The sequence below is a fragment of the Lichenihabitans psoromatis genome (assembly GCF_004323635.1).
In the GTDB taxonomy this organism is placed as follows: domain Bacteria; phylum Pseudomonadota; class Alphaproteobacteria; order Rhizobiales; family Beijerinckiaceae; genus Lichenihabitans; species Lichenihabitans psoromatis.
On sequence record NZ_CP036515.1, the window covers coordinates 3,647,872 to 3,670,952 of the forward strand.

General features: G+C 62.3%; 19 protein-coding genes. 9 read left to right on the forward strand and 10 right to left on the reverse strand.

What is annotated here, in order from left to right; genetic code table 11:
• Positions 1-159 precede the first annotated feature (159 nt).
• Both EY713_RS17050 and EY713_RS17055 read left to right on the forward strand, forming a co-directional pair.
• On the forward strand, positions 160-504 hold the full coding sequence (locus tag EY713_RS17050; RefSeq protein ID WP_425374319.1) for a HesB/IscA family protein: 345 nt from the start codon (positions 160-162) through the stop codon (positions 502-504).
• Positions 505-526: 22 nt separating this feature from the next.
• Entirely contained in the window at positions 527-1,099 is a 573-nt protein-coding gene (locus tag EY713_RS17055) for a cysteine hydrolase family protein (RefSeq protein WP_131117100.1), read from the forward strand.
• On the opposite strand, the gene EY713_RS17060 is transcribed toward EY713_RS17055, so the two are convergent.
• Complete coding sequence (locus EY713_RS17060) at positions 1,096-1,866, reverse strand: hypothetical protein (protein ID WP_210215281.1); 771 nt, start codon at positions 1,864-1,866, stop codon at positions 1,096-1,098. The two genes, EY713_RS17055 and EY713_RS17060, sit on opposite strands and share 4 nt — an antisense overlap.
• An 18-nt stretch (positions 1,867-1,884) precedes the next feature.
• The gene (gene aspS / locus EY713_RS17065) at positions 1,885-3,678 is read right to left on the reverse strand and encodes an aspartate--tRNA ligase (RefSeq protein WP_131119871.1); all 1,794 of its coding nucleotides are present in this window, start codon (positions 3,676-3,678) and stop codon (positions 1,885-1,887) included.
• 191 nt (positions 3,679-3,869) lie between these two features.
• On the opposite strand from aspS, the gene rnd reads away from it, so the two are divergent.
• Complete coding sequence (gene rnd, locus EY713_RS17070) at positions 3,870-5,036, forward strand: ribonuclease D (protein ID WP_131117103.1); 1,167 nt, start codon at positions 3,870-3,872, stop codon at positions 5,034-5,036.
• Between the two features lie 29 nt (positions 5,037-5,065).
• On the opposite strand, the gene EY713_RS17075 is transcribed toward rnd, so the two are convergent.
• From EY713_RS17075 to EY713_RS17095, 5 genes are all read right to left on the reverse strand, one after another.
• Positions 5,066-6,577: a Ppx/GppA family phosphatase gene (locus EY713_RS17075; protein ID WP_131119873.1), complete on the reverse strand. Its 1,512-nt coding sequence runs from the start codon at positions 6,575-6,577 to the stop codon at positions 5,066-5,068.
• A gap of 31 nt (positions 6,578-6,608) precedes the next feature.
• Complete coding sequence (locus tag EY713_RS17080) at positions 6,609-8,792, reverse strand: RNA degradosome polyphosphate kinase (RefSeq protein WP_131117106.1); 2,184 nt, start codon at positions 8,790-8,792, stop codon at positions 6,609-6,611.
• A gap of 139 nt (positions 8,793-8,931) precedes the next feature.
• A complete protein-coding gene (locus tag EY713_RS17085) occupies positions 8,932-9,624 on the reverse strand; it encodes a P-loop NTPase family protein (RefSeq protein ID WP_131117109.1) in 693 nt (230 codons plus the stop codon).
• Between the two features lie 22 nt (positions 9,625-9,646).
• Complete coding sequence (locus EY713_RS17090; RefSeq protein WP_131117111.1) at positions 9,647-10,789, reverse strand: AI-2E family transporter; 1,143 nt, start codon at positions 10,787-10,789, stop codon at positions 9,647-9,649.
• A gap of 28 nt (positions 10,790-10,817) precedes the next feature.
• Positions 10,818-11,369, reverse strand: a complete 552-nt coding sequence (locus tag EY713_RS17095) for a CDP-alcohol phosphatidyltransferase family protein (protein ID WP_131117114.1) — start codon at positions 11,367-11,369, stop codon at positions 10,818-10,820.
• 192 nt (positions 11,370-11,561) lie between these two features.
• On the opposite strand from EY713_RS17095, the gene purM reads away from it, so the two are divergent.
• Positions 11,562-12,629: a phosphoribosylformylglycinamidine cyclo-ligase gene (gene purM / locus EY713_RS17100; protein ID WP_131117117.1), complete on the forward strand. Its 1,068-nt coding sequence runs from the start codon at positions 11,562-11,564 to the stop codon at positions 12,627-12,629.
• 11 nt (positions 12,630-12,640) lie between these two features.
• Positions 12,641-13,282, forward strand: a complete 642-nt coding sequence (gene purN / locus EY713_RS17105; protein WP_131119875.1) for a phosphoribosylglycinamide formyltransferase — start codon at positions 12,641-12,643, stop codon at positions 13,280-13,282.
• A 50-nt stretch (positions 13,283-13,332) separates the two neighbouring features.
• Here the strand turns inward: purN and ndk are convergent, their stop codons facing one another.
• Complete coding sequence (gene ndk / locus EY713_RS17110) at positions 13,333-13,755, reverse strand: nucleoside-diphosphate kinase (protein WP_131117120.1); 423 nt, start codon at positions 13,753-13,755, stop codon at positions 13,333-13,335.
• 143 nt (positions 13,756-13,898) lie between these two features.
• Between ndk and EY713_RS17115 the strand changes: the two genes are divergently transcribed.
• The gene (locus tag EY713_RS17115) at positions 13,899-15,773 is read left to right on the forward strand and encodes an ABC-F family ATP-binding cassette domain-containing protein (protein ID WP_131117123.1); all 1,875 of its coding nucleotides are present in this window, start codon (positions 13,899-13,901) and stop codon (positions 15,771-15,773) included.
• A gap of 4 nt (positions 15,774-15,777) precedes the next feature.
• Here EY713_RS17115 and EY713_RS17120 read toward each other — a convergent pair whose 3' ends face one another.
• Positions 15,778-16,242 (reverse strand): DNA polymerase III subunit chi, encoded by a 465-nt coding sequence (locus EY713_RS17120; protein WP_131117126.1) that lies wholly within the window; start codon positions 16,240-16,242, stop codon positions 15,778-15,780.
• Between the two features lie 23 nt (positions 16,243-16,265).
• Positions 16,266-17,765, reverse strand: coding sequence for a leucyl aminopeptidase (locus tag EY713_RS17125; protein ID WP_131117129.1), 1,500 nt, complete (start codon positions 17,763-17,765; stop codon positions 16,266-16,268).
• 431 nt (positions 17,766-18,196) lie between these two features.
• Here EY713_RS17125 and lptF point away from each other — a divergent pair, with 431 nt between their 5' ends.
• Genes lptF through EY713_RS17140 form a run of 3 tightly spaced genes read left to right on the forward strand, consistent with a single transcriptional unit; the run spans position 18,197 to position 23,009 of the window.
• Positions 18,197-19,330 carry an LPS export ABC transporter permease LptF gene (gene lptF, locus EY713_RS17130; protein ID WP_131117132.1) on the forward strand — a complete coding sequence of 378 codons (1,134 nt, stop codon included), beginning with the start codon at positions 18,197-18,199 and terminating at the stop codon, positions 19,328-19,330.
• Positions 19,327-20,406, forward strand: a complete 1,080-nt coding sequence (gene lptG / locus EY713_RS17135; RefSeq protein WP_131117134.1) for an LPS export ABC transporter permease LptG — start codon at positions 19,327-19,329, stop codon at positions 20,404-20,406. Before lptF ends, lptG begins: the two co-directional genes overlap by 4 nt.
• Positions 20,406-23,009 (forward strand): LPS-assembly protein LptD, encoded by a 2,604-nt coding sequence (locus EY713_RS17140; protein WP_131117137.1) that lies wholly within the window; start codon positions 20,406-20,408, stop codon positions 23,007-23,009. The genes lptG and EY713_RS17140 overlap by 1 nt, the downstream gene beginning before the upstream one ends.
• The last annotated feature ends 72 nt before the right edge of the window (positions 23,010-23,081 follow it).

Sequence of the window (23,081 nt, forward strand, 5' to 3'; positions counted from 1 at the left end):
GCCGCTCCGGGACCGATCGCGGCAGGCGGCCGCGCCGACGACCGCCATTGCGGCGTCGCAACGAAGCGCTTACCTTGTGGACATGTTTGCGGGCAAGGCTCGCGTGGGAATGAGCCCGTTTCGCCGAAGCGCGGATCGGGTCAGCAAAGGAGTTCCAAAATGAGCGAATCCGCCGTTTTGGCGCCGGTCACGATTTCGGCGCGCGCCGCCGCACAGGTCAATAAGGTTTTGTCTCGCGAGGCGCCAGGGTCCTACCTCCGCATCGCCGTGAACGGTGGCGGTTGTTCAGGCTTCCAATATGCGTTCGACATCGTCGTCGAACGCGATGGCGACGATCTGGTGATCGAGCGCGATGGCGCATCCGTCCTGATCGACCCGGTGTCGGTCGGCTTTTTAGAAGGCTCCAAGATCGACTACGTGGATGACCTGATCGGCCAGTCGTTCAAGATCGACAATCCGAACGCGACGGCGTCGTGCGGATGCGGAACCAGCTTCGCGCTGTAGTCAAAAGCTCTCAGTCAAAGCCATGACGACAGCGCTTCTCATCATCGACGTCCAAAACGCAATATTGGCGGGCTTGGCCAATGGCCCCCGCCAGGCGGTCATCGATGACCGCCTCGATGAGGTGGCGGCTCGCCTGGGCCGGTTGAAACGCGACGCCGAGGCGGCTGGGATACCGGTCATCCTCGTTCAACACGACGGAGAAGCTGGGCATCGACTGAATGTAGGAACAGCCGGCTGGCAGTTCCGAGACGAAATTGCTCCGCACTCCGACACGATTGTGGTTCACAAGCGCAGTTGCGATGCTTTTCACGACACCAGCTTGGGACAGCGTCTGGACGACCTCAAGATCGATCATCTGATCATCGGCGGCTGCATGAGCCAGTTCTGCGTCGATACGACAACCCGGAGAGCCGTCTCTCTCGGCTTCGATGTCACGCTGTTAGAAGATGGGCATGCCACTTTTGATTTCGGCGCCCTGAAGGCCGAGCAGATCGTCCATCATCACAACCAGATTTTGTCGGGATTCGAGGCCGGATCTAAAACTGTTCGAGTTGTCCCAGTCGAGGCGGTCAAATTCCGCAACGTCATCCCTTAATACCAGTGGTCTGAAAGCCATGGGACGGGTCTGAGCGTCTTGTAAAACCGCTTGTACCATTTGGTTGGCCAGACGCCTTGCGCCGCATCCTTTGGACGCGGGTCACCCGTGAAGACAGCGATCCGCATATCGGGCGCAAGCTGGGCCGGACGTGTCAGCCGCGCCGGCCATGGCGGCAGGAGCTCATGCTTGAAACTCCGGCACCAACTCGCCGGCCAAAAGGCGATCGGCAAGCCCGAGCGTTTCGTCAGGTAGATCTGTTCATTATCGAATTCGTAGGTGAGGGCGGCCCCGCCTGCTTCGAAGTCATCGACCAGATGAGCCGCCGAGCCGACGTCAAAGCGCATAACGGATGAATTGCCGATCCCGTCGCGCGACTGTGTCCAGTTGCGGATGAGGCCGAGCTTTCCAGGCTCGTAGTCGAAAAAGCCGTCGATCGGCCCCGTCACGACAACATCGAGATCGAGGAACAGCACCGGGCCAGAAAGATGGCCCAGTGGTCTGGACCATAGGCTTAACTTGCGCCACGGGCCTGGTTTGAGCCCGTCGGCGAGACGAATGGCCGGGATCGACTCGACCACGATGGCGGGATCCAGACCGGTCGCATCGTCGGTGAAGGCGACGAAGCGTGTCGGGCGCGATACGTTTCGCATCACGCCGCGATACAACCGATTGACGTAATCCGGCCCGTAGAGCGTTCCCCATTTCATGCAGATCACGGTCTGCATGATTGGGCTTGGATCGAGGGGTGGGCGGGCAGCGTCCATCCGGCTCAACCTGTCGGCTTACTTGGGTTCGGGCAGGTTCAGGCGGATGTGCAACTCGCGCAACTGCTTCGTGCTCGCGACCGATGGGGCGCCCATCAGCAGATCCTCGGCACGCTGGTTCATCGGGAACAGCACGATCTCGCGCAGATTCTCCTCGCCGGCCAACAGCATGACGATGCGATCGACGCCAGGCGCGATCCCGCCATGCGGCGGCGCGCCATATTGAAAGGCGCGATACATGCCGCCGAACCGCTCTTCGAGAACGGCCTCGTCGTAACCCGCGATGCCGAACGCCTCACGCATCACCTCCGGTTGGTGGTTACGGATCGCGCCGGACGACAATTCGACGCCGTTGCAAACGATGTCATATTGATAGGCCAGGATATCGAGCGGATCCTTGGTGCGGAGAGCCTCGAGCCCGCCCTGCGGCATCGAGAACGGGTTGTGCGAAAAGTCGATCTTCTTGTCGTCTTCGTTATACTCGTACATCGGAAAATCGACGATCCAGCAGAGCTCGAACACGTCCTTTTTGAGAAGATCGAGATCGTTGCCGATCCGGATACGCGCCTGCCCTGCGAGCCGAGCCGCCTTGCCTTCCTGATCGCAGGCGAAGAAGACCGCATCGCCGGCCTTCAGATTCGCTTTCGCCGCGATCGTGGCTTGGACCTCCGCCGGGATGAATTTGGCGATCGGCCCCTTGCCTGTCAGCTTGTCGCCATCCTGTTCGAAGATGATGTAGCCGAGGCCTGGGGCGCCTTCGCCGCGCGCCCAATCATTCAGCTTGTCGAAGAAGGAGCGCGGTTGCGCCCCTGCCCCGGTGGCGGGAATCGCGCGCACCACGCCGCCGGCCGCGATGACGTTCTTGAACGCCTTGAACGACACGTCGGGATGGTTGAACTCCTCCGTCACGTCCACGATGACGAGCGGGTTACGAAGGTCCGGCTTGTCGACGCCATATTTCAGCATCGACTCGCGGTAGGGGATCATCGGGAACTTCTGTGTGACCGGACGGCCCCCGCCGAATTCCTCGAAGACGCCGCGCAGCACGGGCTCGACCGCCTCGAACACGTCCTCCTGGGTCACGAAACTCATTTCGATATCGAGCTGGTAGAACTCGCCCGGGCTTCGGTCGGCGCGCGCATCCTCGTCGCGGAAGCAGGGCGCGATCTGGAAGTAGCGGTCGAAGCCCGCCACCATAATGAGTTGCTTGAACTGCTGCGGCGCCTGCGGCAGCGCGTAGAACTTGCCCGGATGGACGCGCGAGGGCACCAGATAGTCGCGCGCGCCTTCGGGCGACGACGCGGTCAGGATCGGGGTCTGGAATTCGAAGAAGCCCTGGCGCTTCATGCGCGAGCGCAGGCTGTCGATCACATTGCCGCGCAGCATGATGTTCTTATGCAGCCGCTCGCGGCGCAGGTCGAGAAAGCGGTACTTCAACCGCGTTTCTTCAGGATATTCCTGCTCAGTCGCGACCGGCAGCGGCAATTCGGCCGAGGGGCCGAGCACCTCGATTGCAGTGACGTAGATCTCGATCGCGCCCGTCGGCATGTCGGCGTTCTGGGTTCCGGCGGGCCGCAGCCGCACCGAGCCGTCGACCCGCACCACCCATTCCGACCGCAGCACTTCCGCATCCTTGAAGGCCGGCGATTCCGGATCGATGACGCATTGGGTGAGGCCATAATGGTCGCGCAAATCGATGAACAGCACGCCGCCGTGGTCGCGGATGCGATTGCACCACCCGGAGAGACGCACCTCCGTGCCGGCATCGGCCGCCGTGAGTGCGCCACAGGTATGGGATCGGTAACGGTGCATCATGATCTCGTCGACATCGTAAAACGCGCGGCCGAAAAGGCGGCTCGTCAGAGCGGCGGAACAGGCCACGCCGCTTGCCGCATGTCAAGAAACGTCAGGCCGCCCCGCACGGTGGTCGACGCCTCAATCGCGAGCGTCATGCCGCGCGCAAGTGCCTCGCATCGGACGCGTTATTCGTCTATGGACGAAACATGACCGTTGTGACCACCACCTCCGACCTCGCCGCCGCTTGTCAGCGGTTTGCGACCCATCCTTTCGTGACCGTCGACACCGAATTTCTTCGGGAAACGACCTTTTGGCCGAAGGTGTGTCTGATCCAGATCGCATCGGCCGACGAGGCCCTGGCCGTGGATGTGCTGGCGCCCGACATCGACCTCGAGCCGTTTTTCCAGCTCATGCGCGATACGGCCGTCGTCAAAGTGTTCCATGCGGCACGCCAGGATCTCGAAATCATCTGGAAGAGCGCCGGCATCATCCCTTTCCCGATCTTCGATACGCAAGTCGCCGCCATGGTGTGCGGTTTCGGCGATCAGGTGTCCTATGGCGAGTTGGTGCAGACGATCTGCAAGGTGCAGATCGACAAATCGTCCCGCTTCACCGATTGGGCGCGGCGCCCCTTATCGGAGGCGCAAGTCACCTATGCGATCGCCGATGTGACGCATCTACGCGACATCTACCGCACCTTGAAGGCTCAGCTCGAAAAGACGGGTCGCCTGACATGGCTGGGCGACGAGATGCGGACGCTGACATCGCCCGCCACCTACGAGCAACATCCCGAAAGCGCGTGGGAACGGTTCCGCTCCCGCGTTCGCAAGCCACGCGATCTCGCCGTCATGATGGAACTCGCCAAATGGCGGGAGGAGGAAGCGCAGTCCCGCGACGTGCCGCGCTCGCGCATCCTGAAGGACGACGCGTTGATCGAGGTCGCCCTGGCGGCGCCCCGAACCATCGAGTCACTGCTGGAACTTCGCGCAGTTCCACGTGGCATGGATCGATCGCGCTCCGGCGCCGATGTCGTCACGGCCGTTCAACGCGGGCTCGATCGTGACCCCAAAACCTTGCCGAAGATCGAGCGAGACCGCCGAAACGGCTCTGCCTGTGGCGCCACTGTCGAACTGCTCAAGGTCCTGCTCCGCCAGGTCGCCGAAGGGCATGGCGTCGCGGCCAAGATGATCGCCACCGTCGACGAGCTCGAGGCCATCACGCTCGACGACAAGGCGGACGTGCCGGCACTCCAGGGATGGCGTCGCGACCTCTTCGGCCTCAAAGCCATTGAATTGAAACACGGCCGCCTCGCCCTCACGGTCGAGCGCGGCAAAGTCGTCGCTCTCGAGTGGCAGGACGCACCCGAGAGCTGACGACCGTCTCGATCGCTCTGTCTTGAGCGTCAGTCCTCGACCTTGATCTCCGCTTCACGCCCGAGCAATTTGGCGACTTGCTTCAGCCGGTTGTTGAGGCGAACGGTCGCCAAGTCGGCGAGATCGCGCGGAAGCGTGAGGGTCAGCTTGGACTTGCCGCAGCGCAACGGCGCCCGCGGCAGCACGCCCCCCATGGCCGACGACACCTGGATGGCAACTCGCAGGATCGCACCGATAAGCTTTGCACGCTCGATCCCGGCTGGCAGCACGAGCGAGCGCAACTGCGCATTCACGTCCCCATCGAGACCCTCGTAGCGATAGTTGATCGCCAGGGCCAAAAATCCGCGCCCCGGATGATCGATGCCGACGAAGGCCGCATTGGCGATCGTGCTGAAGGCTTGCGCGCTGCGATAGTCGGGATGGGCGCGCCACGCCGTGTCCGAGAGCAGACAGGCGGCATGACGAAGCCGTTTTTGTTCGACCGTCTCTTCGATCAGCCCTGTCGTGAACAGCTCGTCGGTCCAGGCGGTGAGGTCGTGACCATGGCGGGGGTTTCGCGACCGGAGCGCATTGAGTTCGGCCGCCGCTTGCAGCAACGCATCCTTGCGGCGAACCTCTTCGCTCAAGCGCTCGAACAACATGCCCTCGCGGACGCCGAGCGTCGACACCACGACATCCTTGGGCTTGCCGATGCGAATGACTTCTTCCAGCACGACGGCACCGAAACCGAGCAAAGGCCGCCGGCTCGCCGATACCGTCGCGAGCGATGCGGCGGCATCCGTATCGGATGGTTCGATCAAGCTCGAGAAGATCTCGGGGTCATTGCCGGGAATGACGTAGCCGTGCATCACATGAAGCGGATAGTCGCGCTGCCGCATGTGGAGGGCCGCGAGCGCCCGCCACGTTCCGCCGACCGCATAGAAGGTTCGGCCTTTCAGATCCTTCAACGGCGCAGCCGCCGCCAAGGCATCCCGCACGATCTTGACGGCCCGCTTCGGCGAGTTCTTGGACAGGTCGCTAAGCGCCAAGCCGCCGATCGGGAGGGAAATACCCGACCCGATCCGGGTGCCTCGGACGTCGACGAGTTCGAGGGAGCCGCCACCAAGATCGCCGACAATGCCATCCGGTTGATGGAAGCCGGAAATAACGCCCTTGGCTGATAGTTCGGCCTCGCGCAGGCCGCCGATCAGCGCGATATCGGTGCCAATCGCGGCCCGGGCGAGTTCCAGGAATTGATGGCCGTTCGAGGCATCGCGCGTCGCCGCTGTGGCGAGCACGAAGATGTCGGTGATCTCCATATTGCGGCACATGACACGGAAACACCGCAAGGCCGCGAGGGCTTTGTCGATGGCATCCTGGGCCAAAACCCCGGTTGTCGCGACGCCCTTGCCGAGACCGCAGAGAACCTTTTCGTTGAAGATCGGCGTCAGGGCACGCGACAGCGACTCATAAGCGACGAGGCGAACCGAATTTGATCCGATGTCGACGATCGCAACAGGGGAACCCGCCAACCGTCCCGGAGCGGGGTGAACAACAGTCACAAGCAAGACTTTCTCTCGAGGCGCATCAAGGTCATCGCTTGTTGAGACGCTTGAGCAGGATTTTGGGGCTGGATTCTTTCAGCGACTTGCCGCGGCCGGACAGGCTGGGGTTCGTCATAAAATAATTGTGGGCATTGAACGGCTCCTCGTCTGGCCCGGAGACGATTCTCTGGCTGCTCCCATCCGGAAGAACTCGAAAACTCTGCTGATTATCGATCAGGTTGGCGATCATGATCTGGTTCAGGATCTGGTCGTGGACGGTCGGATTGTTGATCGGCAACAGGACCTCGACCCGTCGCTCGAGATTACGCGGCATGAGATCGGCCGAGGAGATGTAGACGTTGGCTTTCGAGTGCGGCAGCCCGTAGCCGCCGCCAAACGCGTAGACGCGGGAATGCTCCAGAAATCGGCCGACGATGGATTTCGCGCGGATGTTGTCGGATAGGCCCGGCACACCCGGACGCAGGCAGCAGATGCCTCGCACGACGAGATCGATCCGCACGCCTGCCCCGCTGGCGGCGTAAAGCGCATCGATGATGTCGGGATCGACGAGCGAGTTGCACTTCAGCCAGATATTGGCCGGCTTGCCGGCTTGGGCGAAGGCCGCTTCCGCGGCGATGTGGTCCAGCAGCTTTTGCTTCAAGGTGAACGGCGACACCGACATCTGCTCGAGCCCGACGGGATCGGCATAGCCCGTGATGAAGTTGAAAATCCGCAAGACATCCCGCCCGATCGCAGGATCGGCCGTAAAGAACGAGATGTCGGTATAGATGCGTGCCGTCTGCGGGTGATAGTTGCCGGTCCCGACATGGCAATAGGTCGCGAGGCTGCCGCCCTCGCGTCGAACCACCATGGAAAGTTTGCCGTGGGTTTTCAGTTCGATGAAGCCGAACACCACCTGGGCGCCCGCCCGCTCGAGATCGCGCGCCCAGCGGATGTTGGCTTCTTCGTCGAAGCGCGCTTTCAATTCGACCAAGGCCGTGACCGACTTGCCGGCTTCGGCGGCCTCGATCAGCGCGCGGACGATCGGGCTGTCTTTCGAGGTGCGGTACAGCGTCTGCTTGATCGCGACGACGTTTGGGTCGCGTGCCGCCTGGGTCAGGAACTGCACCACCACGTCGAATGACTCATAGGGGTGGTGCACCACGAGGTCTTTGACCCGGATCGCCGCAAAGCAATCACCGCCATTGTCGCGCACCCGCTCTGGGAAGCGAACGTTATAGGGTGGGAATTTGAGATCGGGCCGCTCGATCGAGACGAGCTCCGACAGTTCGTTGAGCGCGATCATGCCGTCGACCGTGAAGGCGAGATCGGACGAGACGTCGAGTTCTTCCCCGACCAGGAGCCGCAGACCCTCTGGCATGTTGGAATCGAGTTCGAGGCGGATCACCGACCCGCGCCGACGGCGCTTCAGAGCCGATTCGAACAGCAGGACCAAATCTTCGGCCTCTTCCTCGACCTCGAGATCGCTGTCGCGGATCACTCGAAACACGCCCTGCCCATAGACCGAATAGCCGGGGAACAGCCGCGAGGTGTTCATCGCGATGAGGTTCTCGAGCGTGACCACCCGCACGACGCCGGGCGAGAATTGGTCGGGGAGCCGGATAAAGCGATCGATCTTGCTCGGCATACGGATCAGCGCATGAAGCCGTCGTCCGTCCGCCTTGCGGTCAAGGTCGAGCGCAAGCGTGAAGCCCAGATTCGGAATAAAGGGGAATGGATGCGCCGGATCGATCGCCAGCGGCGTCAGAATCGGGAACACGTGCGACTGGAAGTGGTTTTCGAGCCAGGTCCGCTCCTGCGGGTCGAGATCCTGAGGCTCGACGATCACGATCCCGTTGGCCTGCAGCTCGACGCGGAGATCGAGCCACAGCCGCTGCTGCTCGTTGCCGAGATCCGCGACGGCGGCCGAGATGCTGGCCAGTTGCTCGGATGGGGTCAGGCCATCTTGGGAGACGGTTCGAACGCCGGAATTGACCTGTCCGTGAAGACCGGCAACCCGCACCATGAAAAATTCATCGAGATTATTGGCCGAGATCGACAGAAAGCGAAGCCGTTCGAGCAGCGGATGGTTGGGGTTGGATGATTCCTCCAACACGCGACGATTGAACTGAAGCCAGGAAATTTCCCGGTTGATGAACCGCTTGGGTGAGCTTGCGAGATCAATGCCGGCGCTCGCGATGGTCGCTTCATCGGCCTTCAGTTCGCTGTCCATCAGGTTCGAATGCTCCAAAGCGTTATGCCTGTCGTGTCCGCCTCATACGGATCGCCGGCAACAGGTTGCGACTCCATCCATAGCATCTGGCCCTCGCCGGACACCATATAGCGCAACCGTGACGCTCCCATGCCGGTCCCTAAAGGTCATGGTCCAGCGGGTTGTCTTCATCCGCCTGGTTGGACTCTAACAGCTTGGCCGCCATGGCGCGCGTGACCTTCCGATTGAGGCTCAAAGCCGATTGATCCAGCACCTCGACCACGCGTCGGGCCGCGTCGATCGACCGATCGAGCTGCAGCAAGAGATAGGCCACCACCTGCTCGTCGACCGTGAGCTGCCGGTCAGCGAAGAGTTTTATCAGGACGGCGCGCATTAGATCGTCGTCCGGCGGTTCGATCCGGACCATGGGGGCGAGCCGCAGACGCGAGAGCAGATCCGGCGTGGCTAGTCCCCAACGATCCGGCGGCTGCAGCGCAGTCAGCAATAAAGCGGAATGCTGTTCACGCACGAGGTTCATCAGATGAAACAACTGCGCTTCGCTCGAGCCAAGCTGGTCGGCATCGTCGATCAGCACGGGGCGGGTCGGCAGTGTGGGCAGGTCCGGCCCCGAGAGCAGATCGGCCGTCGCGACCATGGCTTTAGCGTCCGCCGCCCAAAGAGCCGCAAGATGGCTTTTCCCAGCCCCCTTCGGCCCGACCAAAATCATGACGCTGTCGGGCCAGTCCGGCCAGCGGTCGATCATCGCCAGAGCGGCGGCGTTCGAGGTCGAGACGAGATAATCATCGCGCCCATATCGAGGCGGCAGGCTGAGATCGAACGTCAATTGCTGCATGGGAGGCCCCCAGGCACGTCGTTCACGCCTCGCGGCGCAGCGCTTTTGGGATGCGTCCAGCGATCGTCTCGTCGGGCTCCCCGGTGTAGAGCGGGCTCACCAGATATTTGCGGAGCGCGAAACGAGCCAGAACGCCCGCTGCCGCCGCGAGCGGAACCGCGATGATGAGGCCGGTGAAGCCGAACAAGGCACCGAAGGCCAGCAAGGCGAACATGACCCAAACGGGATGCAGGCCCACCGAGGCGCCGACGAGATTCGGCGAGAGAATGTTGCCTTCGAGAAACTGCCCGGTCGTCACGACACCGACCGTCAGAGCGACGAGAGTCCAATCGGGCCAGCTCTGAACCAGCGCTACCGCGACCGCGAAGAGCAGTACGGCCAGCGAGCCGACATAGGGGATGAAGCTCAGGAAGCCGCCCGTAATGCCGATGAGAAAGCCGAAGTTCAGCCCGACGAGCGTGAGCCCGATGCCATACCAGAGCCCCAGGAAGATACAGACGATGGACTGCCCGCGCGCGAAACCGGCGAAGGCCGCATCGATATCGCGGGCGATCTGCCGAACATCCTCGCGGTGAGCAAGCGGCACCCACCCATCGATCGCCGCGATCATGCTTTTCCAATCGAGCAGGATGTAGAAGGCGACGACGGGCGTCACGATCATCAGCGACAGCAGACTGAGCAAGGCCGTGCCGCCTGACCAGAGCGATTTCAAGACGCCGACGAGGTAATTCGAGCCCTGCCCGACGACCGAGCCAATGGAGTTCTGGAAATCGGACGGGCTAAGCCCGCCGCTCAGACCGAACTTCCGGAGCGTCTCGCCTCCATAGCCGTTGACGAGCCGCGTTCCCTGTTCGGTCACCAACTGCTGCAGCTTGACCGCGAAACCCGGAAGGTTCTCGATCAGCGACGCGAATTGGTGCGCCAGGATCGGCACCAGCATCAGCACGATGAGAACGAGCAGGAGCACGAAGAGGGCGAGCAGCAAAAGCGTTGCGCCGAGCCGCCCAAGACCAAGGCGCTCGAGCCGCTCAGCCAAAGGATCGAGCAGGTAGCCGAGCGTCAGCCCCGCCGCAAAGGGCAGCAGCACGCTCGAGAGCATCACGAGCGCGTAGATCAGCAAGGCGAGAAACGCGAACCAGATCAAAACTTGGCGTTGCAGGGTCATTGTCGCGCCGCTTCTTTCGACCGTTCCGTCATGCGCTCATATGCTCGAGCCATTGCGCGAGATACGCCCCGGCGGACGCGACCGTCAATGCCGCAACCGTCGCCAAGGCGATTTGAAAACCGACGCCGAGGTCTGCCCCGAAACCGTTCATACCCAACACTCCCGCCGCAAAAATGATCTGCGCCGTCGTATTCAGCTTGGAGATCGGCAACGGACGGATCGGAACCGGCTTGTCGAGAACCGCCGCGACCAGGACGGCTCCGACAATCATCAGGTCGCGTGACACCACGATGATGGCGAGCCAGTTCGGGATGACGACCGCGAAAGCCAGCGCAATATAGATCGAGACCAGCAAGGCCTTATCGGCGATGGGATCGAGATAGGCCCCGAGCTCGGTCCGGAGATCGAAGCGCTTCGCGAGATAGCCGTCGACGGCATCGGAAAGTCCGGCCACCAGAAACACCGCGAAGGCCTGCATCCAGCGCCGATCGCTGATGAGTTCGATCACGAGCGGCACCAGAAACAAGCGACCGACCGTGATCAGATTGGGAAGGCTGGCAAAAATCTTCGAGCGGTTCATTGACGCTATCGGCACGCGGCCGCACACCCTGTCGTGAGGACGATCGGAGGCGCCGATCGCGATCGAGACCCCATCGCGCGCCGCAGTCACCGCAACTCCTTGCGGCAGGCGTCGATCGATGGTGTCAGTCGAGCCTTGCGCGGATGCGCTCAGCGGCTAAAAACCCTTTCAGCACGCACAACGACGGTGGCCATGCCCGACGAAACCAAATCCCTATCCTATGCCGATGCCGGCGTCGACATTGATGCCGGCAATGCCATGGTGGATCTCATCAAGCCGATTGTGCGGTCCACCCGTCGGCCTGGCGCAGATGGCGAGATCGGGGGGTTCGGAGGCTTGTTCGATCTCAAGGCGGCGGGCTTCATCGATCCGATCCTTGTGGCCGCCAATGACGGCGTCGGCACCAAGGTCAAGATCGCGGTCGAAAGCGGCCTTCACGACACGATCGGCATCGATCTGGTGGCCATGTGCGTCAACGATCTCGTCGTGCAAGGGGCCGAGCCCTTGTTCTTCCTCGACTATTATGCGACCGGCAAGCTCGATCCGGTGGCCGGGGCCGCGATCGTCAGTGGCATCGCAGAGGGGTGCCGACAGGCCGGATGCGCGCTGATCGGTGGCGAGACGGCCGAAATGCCCGGCCTCTATGCCGGCTCCGATTATGACCTCGCCGGCTTTTCGGTAGGCGCGGCGGAACGCGGGCGATTGTTGCCGCGCGCGGGCATGAGCCCCGGCGATGTTGTGCTCGGCCTGCCATCCTCGGGCGTCCATTCGAACGGGTTTTCGCTGGTTCGGCGGATCGTATCGACGACGGGCTTGGCATGGAACGATCCGGCGCCGTTCAGCCCGGGGCAGACCTTGGCCGAGGCCTTGCTGACGCCTACCCGTATCTATGTCCGCCTCCTCCTCGACGTGCTCAAGCGGTCGGAGGGCATTCTGGCGCTGGCCCATATCACCGGCGGCGGGTTCCCGGACAACCTCCCGCGCGTTCTGCCGGAGGGGCTCGGGATTGCGCTCGACCTCGAAAAGCTCACGCCGCCGCCGGTGTTCGGTTGGCTCGCCAAGACCGGCAATGTGGCGCAGGCCGAGATGCTCCGCACCTTCAATTGCGGGATCGGCATGGTGGTGGTGGTCCGTCACGACGCGGCCGAGACCGTGATGACGCATTTCACCGAGGCCGGTCAGACTGCCGTCGCGATCGGTCGCGTGATCGCGGCCGAAACAGGCGACCGCGTGAGGCTCGACGGGACCTTAACGTTTTGACGCCGCACCGGATGCGAACCGCCGTGCTCGTGTCGGGACGCGGCTCCAACATGCAGGCGCTCGTGGCCGACGCCCGCGACCCGACGCATCCGGCCGATATCGCGCTGGTGGCGTCGAACGACCCGAGCGCCGAGGGCCTGAAATGGGCCAAGCAGAACGGCATTGCGGTCGCAGGGGTGGATCACCGCATCCATGCGTCGCGGGAGGATTTCGAACGCGCCCTGCATCTGACGCTGGGTCTTCACCGGATCGAATTCATCTGCCTCGCGGGATTCATGCGCTTGTTGACGCCGTGGTTCGTCAACCAGTGGAGCGGCCGGATCATCAACATCCACCCGGCTCTGCTGCCGAGCTATCGCGGACTGCAGACTCACGCGCGCGCCCTGGCCGATGGCGTGAAAATTCACGGCTGCACCGTGCATTATGTGGTGCCGGCGATGGATGAGGGCCCGATCATCGCGCAAGCGGCTGTGCCGGTGCTTGATGCCGATACGCCGACGACGCTTGGGGCTCGCGTGCTTGCGCAAGAGCATCTGCTCTATCCGCATGCGCTCCGCCTCGTCGCGGGCGGCGGTTTACGGATCGAAGGCAACCGGACGCTTGGTGGACGCGGCGCGCGCGACACCGACGATCTCGTCGTCCCACCGCTCTAGGGGTGGGATGTCGCCCGGACCGCTTGCCGCGGCCCGGGCCGACACGTGATTTAGCCGACGATCTCGTTGCCGGCGAAGAACTGTGCGATTTCCTGCGCGGCCGTCTCGGGAGCATCCGATCCATGGGCCGAATTCTCGCCCATCGACAGCGCGAAATCCTTGCGGATCGTGCCGGCATCGGCCTTCTCGGGGTTGGTGGCACCCATGACTTCGCGATATTTTGCGATGGCGTTTTCGCCTTCAAGCACCTGAACCACAACCGGGGCCGACGTCATCATCTCGACGAGTTCGCCGAAGAACGGCCGCTCCTTGTGGACACCGTAGAACTTCTCGGCCTGGGCGCGGGTCATGTGAATGCGCTTTTGGGCCACGATCCGCAGACCGGCGGCCTCGATCTTCTGGTTCACGGCGCCGGTCAGGTTGCGGCGGGTGACGTCGGGCTTCAGGATCGAGAAGGTGTGTTCAATCGCCATGGCGTTTGGTCTTTCGGGGGTGAGGCCAGAAACCAAGGTGGTTCGAGCGCGGGCGGCTTATACGCGCGCGTTTCGCCTGCGGCAAGGCAGGTCGGCGTCGCTCGCCCCTTGCGCTGCAGCATTTCGCACGCCACAAACCCTTCATGCTGCATATCAACGATCTCACGTTTCGGCTCGGGCCGCGCATTTTGTTCGACAAGGCGGGCGCCGCCCTGCCCGACCAGGCGCGGATCGGCTTCGTCGGACGGAACGGGACCGGCAAGACCACGCTGTTCCGGATGATCTCGGGCGAGTTGCACCCGGAAGGTGGCACACTGTCCCTGCCCCGCAATGTGCGGCTGGGCCGCGTCGAGCAGGAGGCGCCCGGCGGCCCGACCAAGATGGTCGATTTCGTGCTCAGCGCCGATGTCGAACGCGCCGCCTTGATGGAGGAAGCCGAAACCGCAACCGACCCGACCCGCATCGCCGACATACAGACCCGACTCGTCGATATCGAGGCGCATGCGGCCCCGGCTCGCGCCGCCGCCATCCTGTCAGGCCTCGGTTTTGACAAGGCCGCGCAGGATCGTGCTCTGTCCGAGTTCTCGGGCGGCTGGCGCATGCGCGTCGCCTTGGCGGCGGTGTTGTTCTCGCGCCCCGACCTGCTTCTGCTGGACGAGCCGACCAACTACCTCGATCTCGAGGGGACGCTGTGGCTCATCGACTATCTGTCGACCTATCCGGCCACGATCCTGGTGATCAGCCATGATCGCGACCTGCTCGATGCCGTCTGCGACCACATCCTGCATCTCGATCAGGCGAAACTGACGCTCTGGCGCGGCAATTACGCCAGCTTCGAGCGGCAGCGGCGCGAGCAGCAGGCGATCCAGCTCAAGCATAAGAAGAAGCAGGACGAGCAGCGCAAGCATCTGCAAACCTTCGTGGATCGCTTCCGCGCCTCGGCCACCAAGGCCAAGCAGGCGCAGTCGCGCATCAAGATGCTGGCCCGGATGGAGCCTGTCTCGGCCATGGTCGACAGCCAGGTGCTGCCGTTCAATTTCCCTTCGCCCGAAAAGCAACTCAGCCCGCCGATCGTCGCGATGGATGCGGTGAGCGTCGGCTACGGCGACCGCACGGTGCTGAGCCGCCTGAGCCTCAACATCTCGAACGATGACCGCATCGGCCTGCTCGGCTCCAACGGCAATGGCAAGTCGACCTTCGCCAAGCTGGTGGCCGGACGGCTGGATGTTGCGGGCGGCACGATCCGCCGCTCATCCAAGATGACGGTCGGGTTCTTCGCGCAGCATCAGGTCGAGGAGCTCGACGAAAAGCAGACGCCCTATCAATGCGTGGCCGACCGGATGCGCGACGGCACCGAGGCCAAGATCCGCGGGCGCTGTGCGCAACTCGGCTTTCCGAACGTCAAGGCCGATACGCCGGTCTCCAACCTCTCCGGCGGCGAGAAAGCCCGGCTGATGATGGGCATGGCGACCTTCGATGGGCCGCATCTGCTGATCCTCGATGAGCCGACCAACCATCTCGACATCGACAGCCGGGCCGCTTTGATCGAGGCCATCAACGATTACGACGGCGCCATCATCATCATCGCGCATGATCGCTACCTGATCGAAGCCTGCGCGGATCGCCTGTGGCTGGTCGAAAAGGGAACCGTCACGACTTTCGATGGCGATATGGACGAATATAAATCGCTCGTGTTGGAGAATGCCGGGGGCGCCAAGCGAAGCGCCCGCAAGGCCGACAAAGCCGCGGGTGGCGCAACCGCACCGATCCCGCTCAAAAAGCCGGGTCGCAACCATATCCCGATCCGCAAGCAACTCGATGCGGTCGAGGAGAAGATGGGCAAGTTTCAGGCGCTCATCACCCGGATCGATACGGCGCTGGCCAACCCCGAGACGTTCCAGCGCGACAAGGGGAAAGCCGCGACGCTGGCGCAACAGCGGAAAGAGCTCGAAAAAGCGCTGACGGTCGTCGAGGAAGAATGGCTGATGCTGACGACCGAGAGCGAAGCCGCCCAATAAGGCTTCAGGCCCGCTTCTCCCAGCCGCCGCTGTCGGTCTGCTGCCAGTAGGACACGACATGGCCCGCCTCCTTGAGCGCGGACCATTGCCGACGCGCGGCCGCGACCGCGTCGTCGTCTCTGCCATCGAACATGAGCACGGCCCGGTCATAGCCCGCATCCTCGGCCGCCAGAACGGGCGCGACCGCGGCGCCATCGACGAATAGCCGGATCGCAGCCTTGTTCGGGTTATCGGGCCCGTCGGTCAGGTAGACGGGCTGCGTTTCTGGCGCGCCGTCGGCCAAGGTTCCATGCGGCAGAAAGCTCGTTTCGTCATACGTCCAGAGCAGTTGATCGAGCGCAGCGACGCGCTCGGGACTGCCGGCCTGCACCACGGCTCGCCAACCGCGCGCGCGCGCCCGCTCGAGGAGGAGCGGCAGCACCTGCTCGAGCGTTCGTGTTTCGAGGTGATAGAACCAGACGTCGGTCATGACGCGTCAGGCGACCGAGCACGTCACTTTTCGTAGTGATCGGCCACGAGCCGGTCGAGCAGACGAACGCCCCACCCCGAGCCCCAGCTCTGGTTGATTTCATCGGCCGGGGACCCCATGCCGGTTCCGGCAATATCGAGATGCGCCCAGGGTGTATCGTTCACGAAGCGCTGGATGAACTGCGCGGCCGTAATGGAGCCACCATGTCGGCCGCCGGTGTTCTTCATGTCGGCGAATTTCGAGTCGATCAGCTTGTCGTAGCTCGGGCCAAGCGGCATGCGCCACACCTTCTCGCCTGTCGCGATACCGGCCGCCAAGAGCTTCTGGCTCAACTCGTCGTTGTTCGAGAAGAGGCCGGCATGCTCGTGGCCGAGGGCGACGATGATGGCGCCCGTCAGGGTCGCGAGGTCGACCATGAACTGCGGCTTGTACTTGTCCTGAACGTACCAGAGCACGTCGCCGAGGACGAGGCGGCCCTCCGCATCGGTGTTGATGATTTCGATCGTTTGGCCCGACAAGGAGGTGACGATGTCGCCGGGCCGCTGGGCGCGTCCGTCCGGCATGTTCTCGACGATCCCGATCGCCCCTATCACATTGGCCTTGGCCTTGCGGGCCGCGAGCGCGTGCATGAGACCGACCACGCAGGCGGCGCCCGCCATGTCGCCCTTCATGTCTTCCATACCGGCGCCCGGCTTGATCGAGATCCCGCCGGAATCGAAACAGACGCCCTTGCCGATGAACGCGACAGGCGCCTCATCTTTATCGGTCGCCCCATTCCAACGCATGATGACGACCCGGCTTTCGTGCTCGGAGCCGAGACCGACCGCAAGCAGCGCTCGCATGCCGATCTTTTCGGCTGCAGCCTCGTCGAGGATGTCGATCTCGACGCCGAGCTTTTCGAGTTCGGCGGCGCGATTGGCGAATTCGATCGGGAACAGCACGTTCGGCGGCTCATTGACCAACGTCCGCGCCAGTTGGACGCCGTCGGCGATCGCATCCCGGCTGAGCACGGCCGCCTGCGCCGCAGCGACATCCGCCACCGCCAGACGCACCGTCATGTGACCGTCCTTCTCGGCGTCATCCTTCTTCTTGGTCTTGTATTTATCGAAACGATAGGCGCGCAGCTTCAGCCCGAGCGCGAAATCGGCCGCCGCTTCGGCGGTCGCGTCCGGTCCATCGAACACCACCGTGACGGTCTCGGCATCCTTGAGCTTGCCCATCACGGCGCCGCCGAGCGTGAGGCTGCTATGTTGCGGCTGCGGCTTATCGGTCTCGAGTCCGACGACGAGAAGCCGGTAGGCCGGCACATCGGCCGGGGCCAGAATGTCCAGCACGGTCCCGGTCCGCCCCTTGAACTTCGCCGTGCCGGCAGCGCTCTGCAGCATGGGGCGCGCCTTTTCGAGAAGCGAGGACGCTGCCGAACCAAACGTCAGGCCTTCGCCGGCAAACACCACCAGGGAGCCTCGCGTGTCGGACGCGATCTTGTCGAGAGGAACGAACTCGATTGCAACGGAAGTGGCCATCAGACTCTCTCTGGAACGAAGCAGCACGGACCGGGTGACGGTTCGGCCGGCTTAGGATCGGGTGACGCGTCGACCGCGTCGTCATGGCGATAATGGCATGGCGTGATGGATTTCACACGCTTGTTTCAGCGGATGCGGCACAGAGCGGCAATGCTCGGAAATCGCTTCGCTAAACGCAGCGACGCCGTAATTATGACCCTCTTGTTACGTTACCGAACGGTGTGGTCCGATGGTTTGGACGACCGGCATGCGCTTGCTCGAATGGAGGCGCCGCTCTAAGGCTAAGCCGGGATCGCGCAGCATTATGGCTTCTAACGGTATGAAGAGGTTCGTTTTTCCTTTGGTTTCGCCGCGCCTTGTTGCTGGCGTGATCTGCGCCTTTTGTCGAGCGTGATCTTGCATCGTGGAGTGATCGGGGGGATGCCCGAACCGTGCTGAACCTCGTGGGGCGTTACATCCTGCGGACCTCGACCGTGGCCTTCGTGGCTGCGCTTGTGGTCCTGACGGCCGTGATCTGGCTGACTCAGGCTTTGCGCGAGTTCGATCTGCTGACGATGCAGGGTCAATCGATCCTCATCTTTCTTACCGTGACGGGGCTCGCGATCCCGTCGCTCGTCATGTTCATTGCGCCGATCGCCCTGTTCATCGCGATCCTCTACGTCCTCAATCGCTTGAACGCGGATAGCGAACTCATCGTCATGAGTGCGGCGGGTCTTTCCCCGGCGCGGCTGATGCGACCCTTCGCGGTCCTGACCATGGTGACGACCCTGATGGTGGGGTTCATGTCGCTCTATGCGGTGCCGGCCGGCTTCCACGAATTGCGGGATCTCGTGACGAAGGTGCGGGCGGATTTCATCACCCGGATCGTGCGGGAGGGAACGTTCACGACGCTTGATCAGGGTTTCGTGTTCCACTACCGCGAACGCGGCGCCAACGGCGCGCTGCTCGGCATCTTCATTCAGGATCGTCGAGACCCGACCCACATCGCCACATATCTCGCCGAGAGCGGCACGACGCAGCAATCGGGCGACGAATCCTATCTCGTGCTGCAGAAGGGCAGTCTGCAGAGAGAAGACCCCAAGACCACCAGCGCCGCCATCGTGGTGTTCGATTCCTACAAGATCGACCTCACGCAATTCGGCGGCAACAACGGCGCGGTCCCCTACAAGCCCCGCGAACGCTCCACCCTCGATCTGCTGACGCTGAACACCAAGGATCCCTATGTGGCCTCGCAACTTGGCCGCTTTCGCTCTGAACTGCATGACCGTTTCGTCAACCCGCTTTACGCTCTGACCTTCGGGATGATCGCCTTGGCGGCCCTGGCTCAGCCTCGCACCACCCGGCAAGGCCGAAGTGGTGCGATCCTGGCCGCGATCGTGATCGTGTTGCTGGTTCGCGTTGCGGGCTTCGGCGCAGCGAGCCTCGTGGTCAAATCCGCCGGTGCGGTCGCGCTCGATTATGCGGTGCCGCTTCTCGGTCTTGTCGGTGCGGCCTGGTGGATGTTTGGGCCCACCCTCCTGCGTCCGGCTCGCCGGCGACGCCTCGCGACGGCGGTGCATCCGTGATCGGACCAACGCTCACGCGCTACTTCTCGGTGACCTTTGCCCGCACGGTTTTGTCCGTCTTCGGGCTGATGTTCCTGCTGATCTATCTGCTCGATTTCGTCGAGATGCTGCGCCGGGCCAGTGACGCGAAAGGCTCGTCGACGCTGCTGGTCGCTTTCTTGTCGCTGCTGCGGGTGCCGTCCGTGTCGGAGCAGGTCATGCCTTTCGCGGTCTTGTTCGGGGCAATGTTCGCCTTCATCAATCTCACGCGGAAGCTCGAGCTCGTGGTGGCGCGTGCGGCCGGGATGTCGGTCTGGCAGTTCATGTTACCGCCGGTGGCCGTCGCATTGGCGATCGGCATCGTCGCGACCACGATCTACAATCCCATTTCGGCTCTCTCGAAACGTCAGGCCGACCGCCTCGAGCTCAAATTGTTCGGGGCCGCCGGGGCGGGCGAAAAGGCGCTTTGGCTCAGACAGAAGAGCATCGACGGCCAGGCGATCATCCGAGCCGATCATGCCGAAGACGGCGGAACGAGCCTCACCGGCGTCACCGCCTTCGTGTTCGAGCCGGATGGCTCGTTTCAGGAACGCGTCAATGCGAAATCAGCCGAATTGGAGCCCGGATTCTGGAGCCTTACCGATGCTCACATCATCTCGCCCGACGACGAGCCACAGGATTCCAAGACCTTCCTGCTGGCCACCAATCTGACGGCCGATCAAGTCTCTCAATCCTTCGTGGCACCGGAGGGCGTTCCGTTCTGGTCACTGCCGGCGTTTCAGCAACGAACCGAGCAAGCCGGGCTCGACGCGACGGCCTATCGGCTGCGATATCAAACACTTCTGGCTCGTCCTTTGCTGTTGGTCACGATGGTGCTGATCGCCGCTTCGTTTTCCTTAAGATTTTTCCGGTTTGGTGGTGTGGCAAAGATGGTCTCGGGTGGCGTTGCGGCAGGCTTCGTGCTCTATGTCGCGACGACGCTCATCGGAGATCTAGGGGGCGCGGGAATCCTCAGTGCACCTGTGGCGGCTTGGTCGCCTGCAATCGTTGGAAGCATGTTGGCCACATTCGTTCTCTTGCAGCAGGAAGACGGTTGATGGAGCGGCATGGCAGCCCCCTTCAGATCCGCTGTGGCAAGTTTCTGGCGGCGCTCGGACTATTGATCCTGTTGGCGGCCGGACTGTCGGCATCCGGCGGTCACGCTGAGGCAGCGGCACTCGATCCAAAATCACCGACGGTCGCCGGCACTCAAGCCGCCGCCGAGCCTGCAAAGGCCGACCGTCTCGTGGTCGAGGCGAAACAGCTCACCTACGATCGTGACAAGAATGTCGTGACGGCCGAGGGCAATGTTCAGCTCTACTATCAGGGCCGCATCCTCGAAGCCGACAAAGTTACCTATGACCGCACCAGCAGTCGCGTTTTTGCGACCGGCAATGCGAAGCTGACCGAAACCGACGGCACCGTCGCCTATGGCGACCGGTTTGACCTCACCGACGATTTCAAGAGCGGTTTCATCGATAGCCTGAGTGCGATCACCAAGGACAAGACCTATTTCACCGCACCACGCGGCGAGCGCAGCGCCGGCGAAACGGCGGTCTTTGACAAGGGAACCTACACGGCCTGCGCGCCCTGTAAGGAACATCCCGAGCGGCCGCCGTTATGGCAGCTGAAGGCTATGAAGATCATCCACAACAAAGAAGAAAAGATGATCTATTTCGAGGACGCGAGCTTCGAGTTCCTCGGCGTTCCGATCGCCTATCTGCCCTATCTTTCGACGCCCGACCCGACCGTAACCCGCAAGACCGGCTTTTTGGCCCCCGGCTACGTCTATGAATCACGCCTCGGCTTTGGTGCGTCTGTTCCGTATTTCTTCAATCTCGCGCCGAACTACGATCTGACCGTGACGCCGACCTTCCTGTCCAAGCAGGGCGTCCTGGGCCAGGTCGAGTGGCGTCAGCGCATGATGTCCGGCTCGTATAACATTCGCGCCACCGGCATCGACCAGCTCGATCCCGGCCAATTCGATGCCCAGCCCTACGGCACGGGCCGCCGCGAATTGCGCGGCTCGATCGAGACGGCGGGCAAGTTCTTCATCAACGAGCAGTGGAAATACGGCTGGGACCTCTCCCTGTTCAGCGACAAATACTTCTTCCAGGATTACAAAATCCGCAGCGAGAGCCTGACGACCGACTACATCAAGGAGTCGATCTCGACCGTTTACCTGACGGGCCAGGGTGATCGCAGCTATTTCGATCTGCGCGGCTATCGCATTCAGGGTCTGTCGGAATACGACTTCAACAAGCAGCAGCCGCTTGTTCTTCCGGTGCTCGACTACAACCGGACCATCGGGCTTGCGCCTGAGAAGACCTATGGGGTTGGTGGCGAAGTCAAGATCGACCTCAACTTCACGGCGATCTCGCGCACCGCAGCCGATTACCAATCGACCGGCGTTCGTCTTCTCGACAAAGCCTTCGCGCTCTACGATGTTTGCCCGACGTCGCTGACACCCAATCCGGCCCTGCCGAACTTCAAGCCGCCGAACTGCTTCATTCGCGGCGTGGGCGGCGATTATGATCGGGCCTCGGCACAGGTCTCCTGGCAGCGCAAATTCATCGATCCATTCGGCGAGGTGTGGACGCCTTTCGCCTTCGTGCGGGTCGACACCTCCTGGCTCGCCTTGAACAAGAGCGACACCTTTACGTTCACGAGCGCCGGGGGCTTCTCCGAAATCTCGAACGCGGATCAATCGAACTTCTTCGGATCGAAGAACGACTCTTTCTATGGCCGTGCTATGCCTGGGATCGGCCTCGAATATCGCTATCCGTTCGTGGCCTCGACGGGCTGGGCGACGCATCTTTTCGAACCGATCGCGCAGATCGTCGCTCGACCGAGCGAGTTGCATGCGGGTGATCTGCCGAACGAGGATGCTCAAAGCCTCGTGTTCGACGATACGACCCTGTTCGAATGGAACAAGTTCTCCGGCTACGACCGAACTGAAGGCGGCGTGAGAGCCAATGTCGGCGGTCAATATACGATGACGTTCAATTCAGGGATGTCGGTCAATGCCCTGTTCGGGCAGTCCTTCCAAGTCGCTGGGCTGAACTCCTACGCGATTAGCGATGTGGCCAACGTCAGCGCCGAATCGGGACTTGCGACGGCTCGCTCGGACTACGTCGGTCGCGTCGCCGTGAACCTGAACCAAGATTTCTCGTTCATCGCGCGGAGCCGTTTCAGCGAGAAAGACTTCACGCCGGAATCGATCGACGTGATCGCCAACGCGAAATTTGGGGCGACCACCGGATCGATCCAGTATTCGCGATATGCGGCGCAGACGTTGATCGGCTACCCCTATCGTCGTGAAGGCATTTTGTTCTCCGGACGATACGACTTCCTCGATCACTACTTCCTCAAGGGGAGCGCCACGATCGACCTCAACCCCTATAAGTACGATACGGCGACTGGCCTTTATGATCTTAAGCTGGGGAGCCCCGCGCTGTCGGTTCTCGGACTTGGTGTCGGCTACAACGATGATTGTACGACCGTGAGCGTGAATTACAGCCGAAGCTACACCGACTCGGCTGGCGTGAGGGGCCTCGACCAGACCGTCTTGTTGCAACTGACCCTCCGGACATTGGCGCAAGGCAAGGTGCAGACCGGCGTCGGTGGGGCTCAAACCGTGCAGGACGGCATTTACAAGTAGAGTGCCGTTTAGGCCGGCAACGCCTTTGCGGTGTCGTATTCAAGCCTTAAACTTTCAGCGAAATATCGTCGA

Bases quoted from the DNA above. Each gene is read 5' to 3' on its own strand.
- EY713_RS17050 (WP_425374319.1), top strand. From the start codon at position 160: ATGAGCGAATCCGCCGTTTTGGCGCCGGTCACGATTTCGGCGCGCGCC.
- EY713_RS17055 (WP_131117100.1), top strand. From the start codon at position 527: ATGACGACAGCGCTTCTCATCATCGACGTCCAAAACGCAATATTGGCG.
- EY713_RS17060 (WP_210215281.1), bottom strand. From the start codon at position 1,866: ATGGACGCTGCCCGCCCACCCCTCGATCCAAGCCCAATCATGCAGACC.
- aspS (WP_131119871.1), bottom strand. From the start codon at position 3,678: ATGCACCGTTACCGATCCCATACCTGTGGCGCACTCACGGCGGCCGAT.
- rnd (WP_131117103.1), top strand. From the start codon at position 3,870: ATGACCGTTGTGACCACCACCTCCGACCTCGCCGCCGCTTGTCAGCGG.
- EY713_RS17080 (WP_131117106.1), bottom strand. From the start codon at position 8,792: ATGGACAGCGAACTGAAGGCCGATGAAGCGACCATCGCGAGCGCCGGC.
- EY713_RS17085 (WP_131117109.1), bottom strand. From the start codon at position 9,624: ATGCAGCAATTGACGTTCGATCTCAGCCTGCCGCCTCGATATGGGCGC.
- EY713_RS17090 (WP_131117111.1), bottom strand. From the start codon at position 10,789: ATGACCCTGCAACGCCAAGTTTTGATCTGGTTCGCGTTTCTCGCCTTG.
- EY713_RS17095 (WP_131117114.1), bottom strand. From the start codon at position 11,369: ATGAACCGCTCGAAGATTTTTGCCAGCCTTCCCAATCTGATCACGGTC.
- purM (WP_131117117.1), top strand. From the start codon at position 11,562: ATGCCCGACGAAACCAAATCCCTATCCTATGCCGATGCCGGCGTCGAC.
- purN (WP_131119875.1), top strand. From the start codon at position 12,641: ATGCGAACCGCCGTGCTCGTGTCGGGACGCGGCTCCAACATGCAGGCG.
- ndk (WP_131117120.1), bottom strand. From the start codon at position 13,755: ATGGCGATTGAACACACCTTCTCGATCCTGAAGCCCGACGTCACCCGC.
- EY713_RS17115 (WP_131117123.1), top strand. From the start codon at position 13,899: ATGCTGCATATCAACGATCTCACGTTTCGGCTCGGGCCGCGCATTTTG.
- EY713_RS17120 (WP_131117126.1), bottom strand. From the start codon at position 16,242: ATGACCGACGTCTGGTTCTATCACCTCGAAACACGAACGCTCGAGCAG.
- EY713_RS17125 (WP_131117129.1), bottom strand. From the start codon at position 17,765: ATGGCCACTTCCGTTGCAATCGAGTTCGTTCCTCTCGACAAGATCGCG.
- EY713_RS17140 (WP_131117137.1), top strand. From the start codon at position 20,406: ATGGAGCGGCATGGCAGCCCCCTTCAGATCCGCTGTGGCAAGTTTCTG.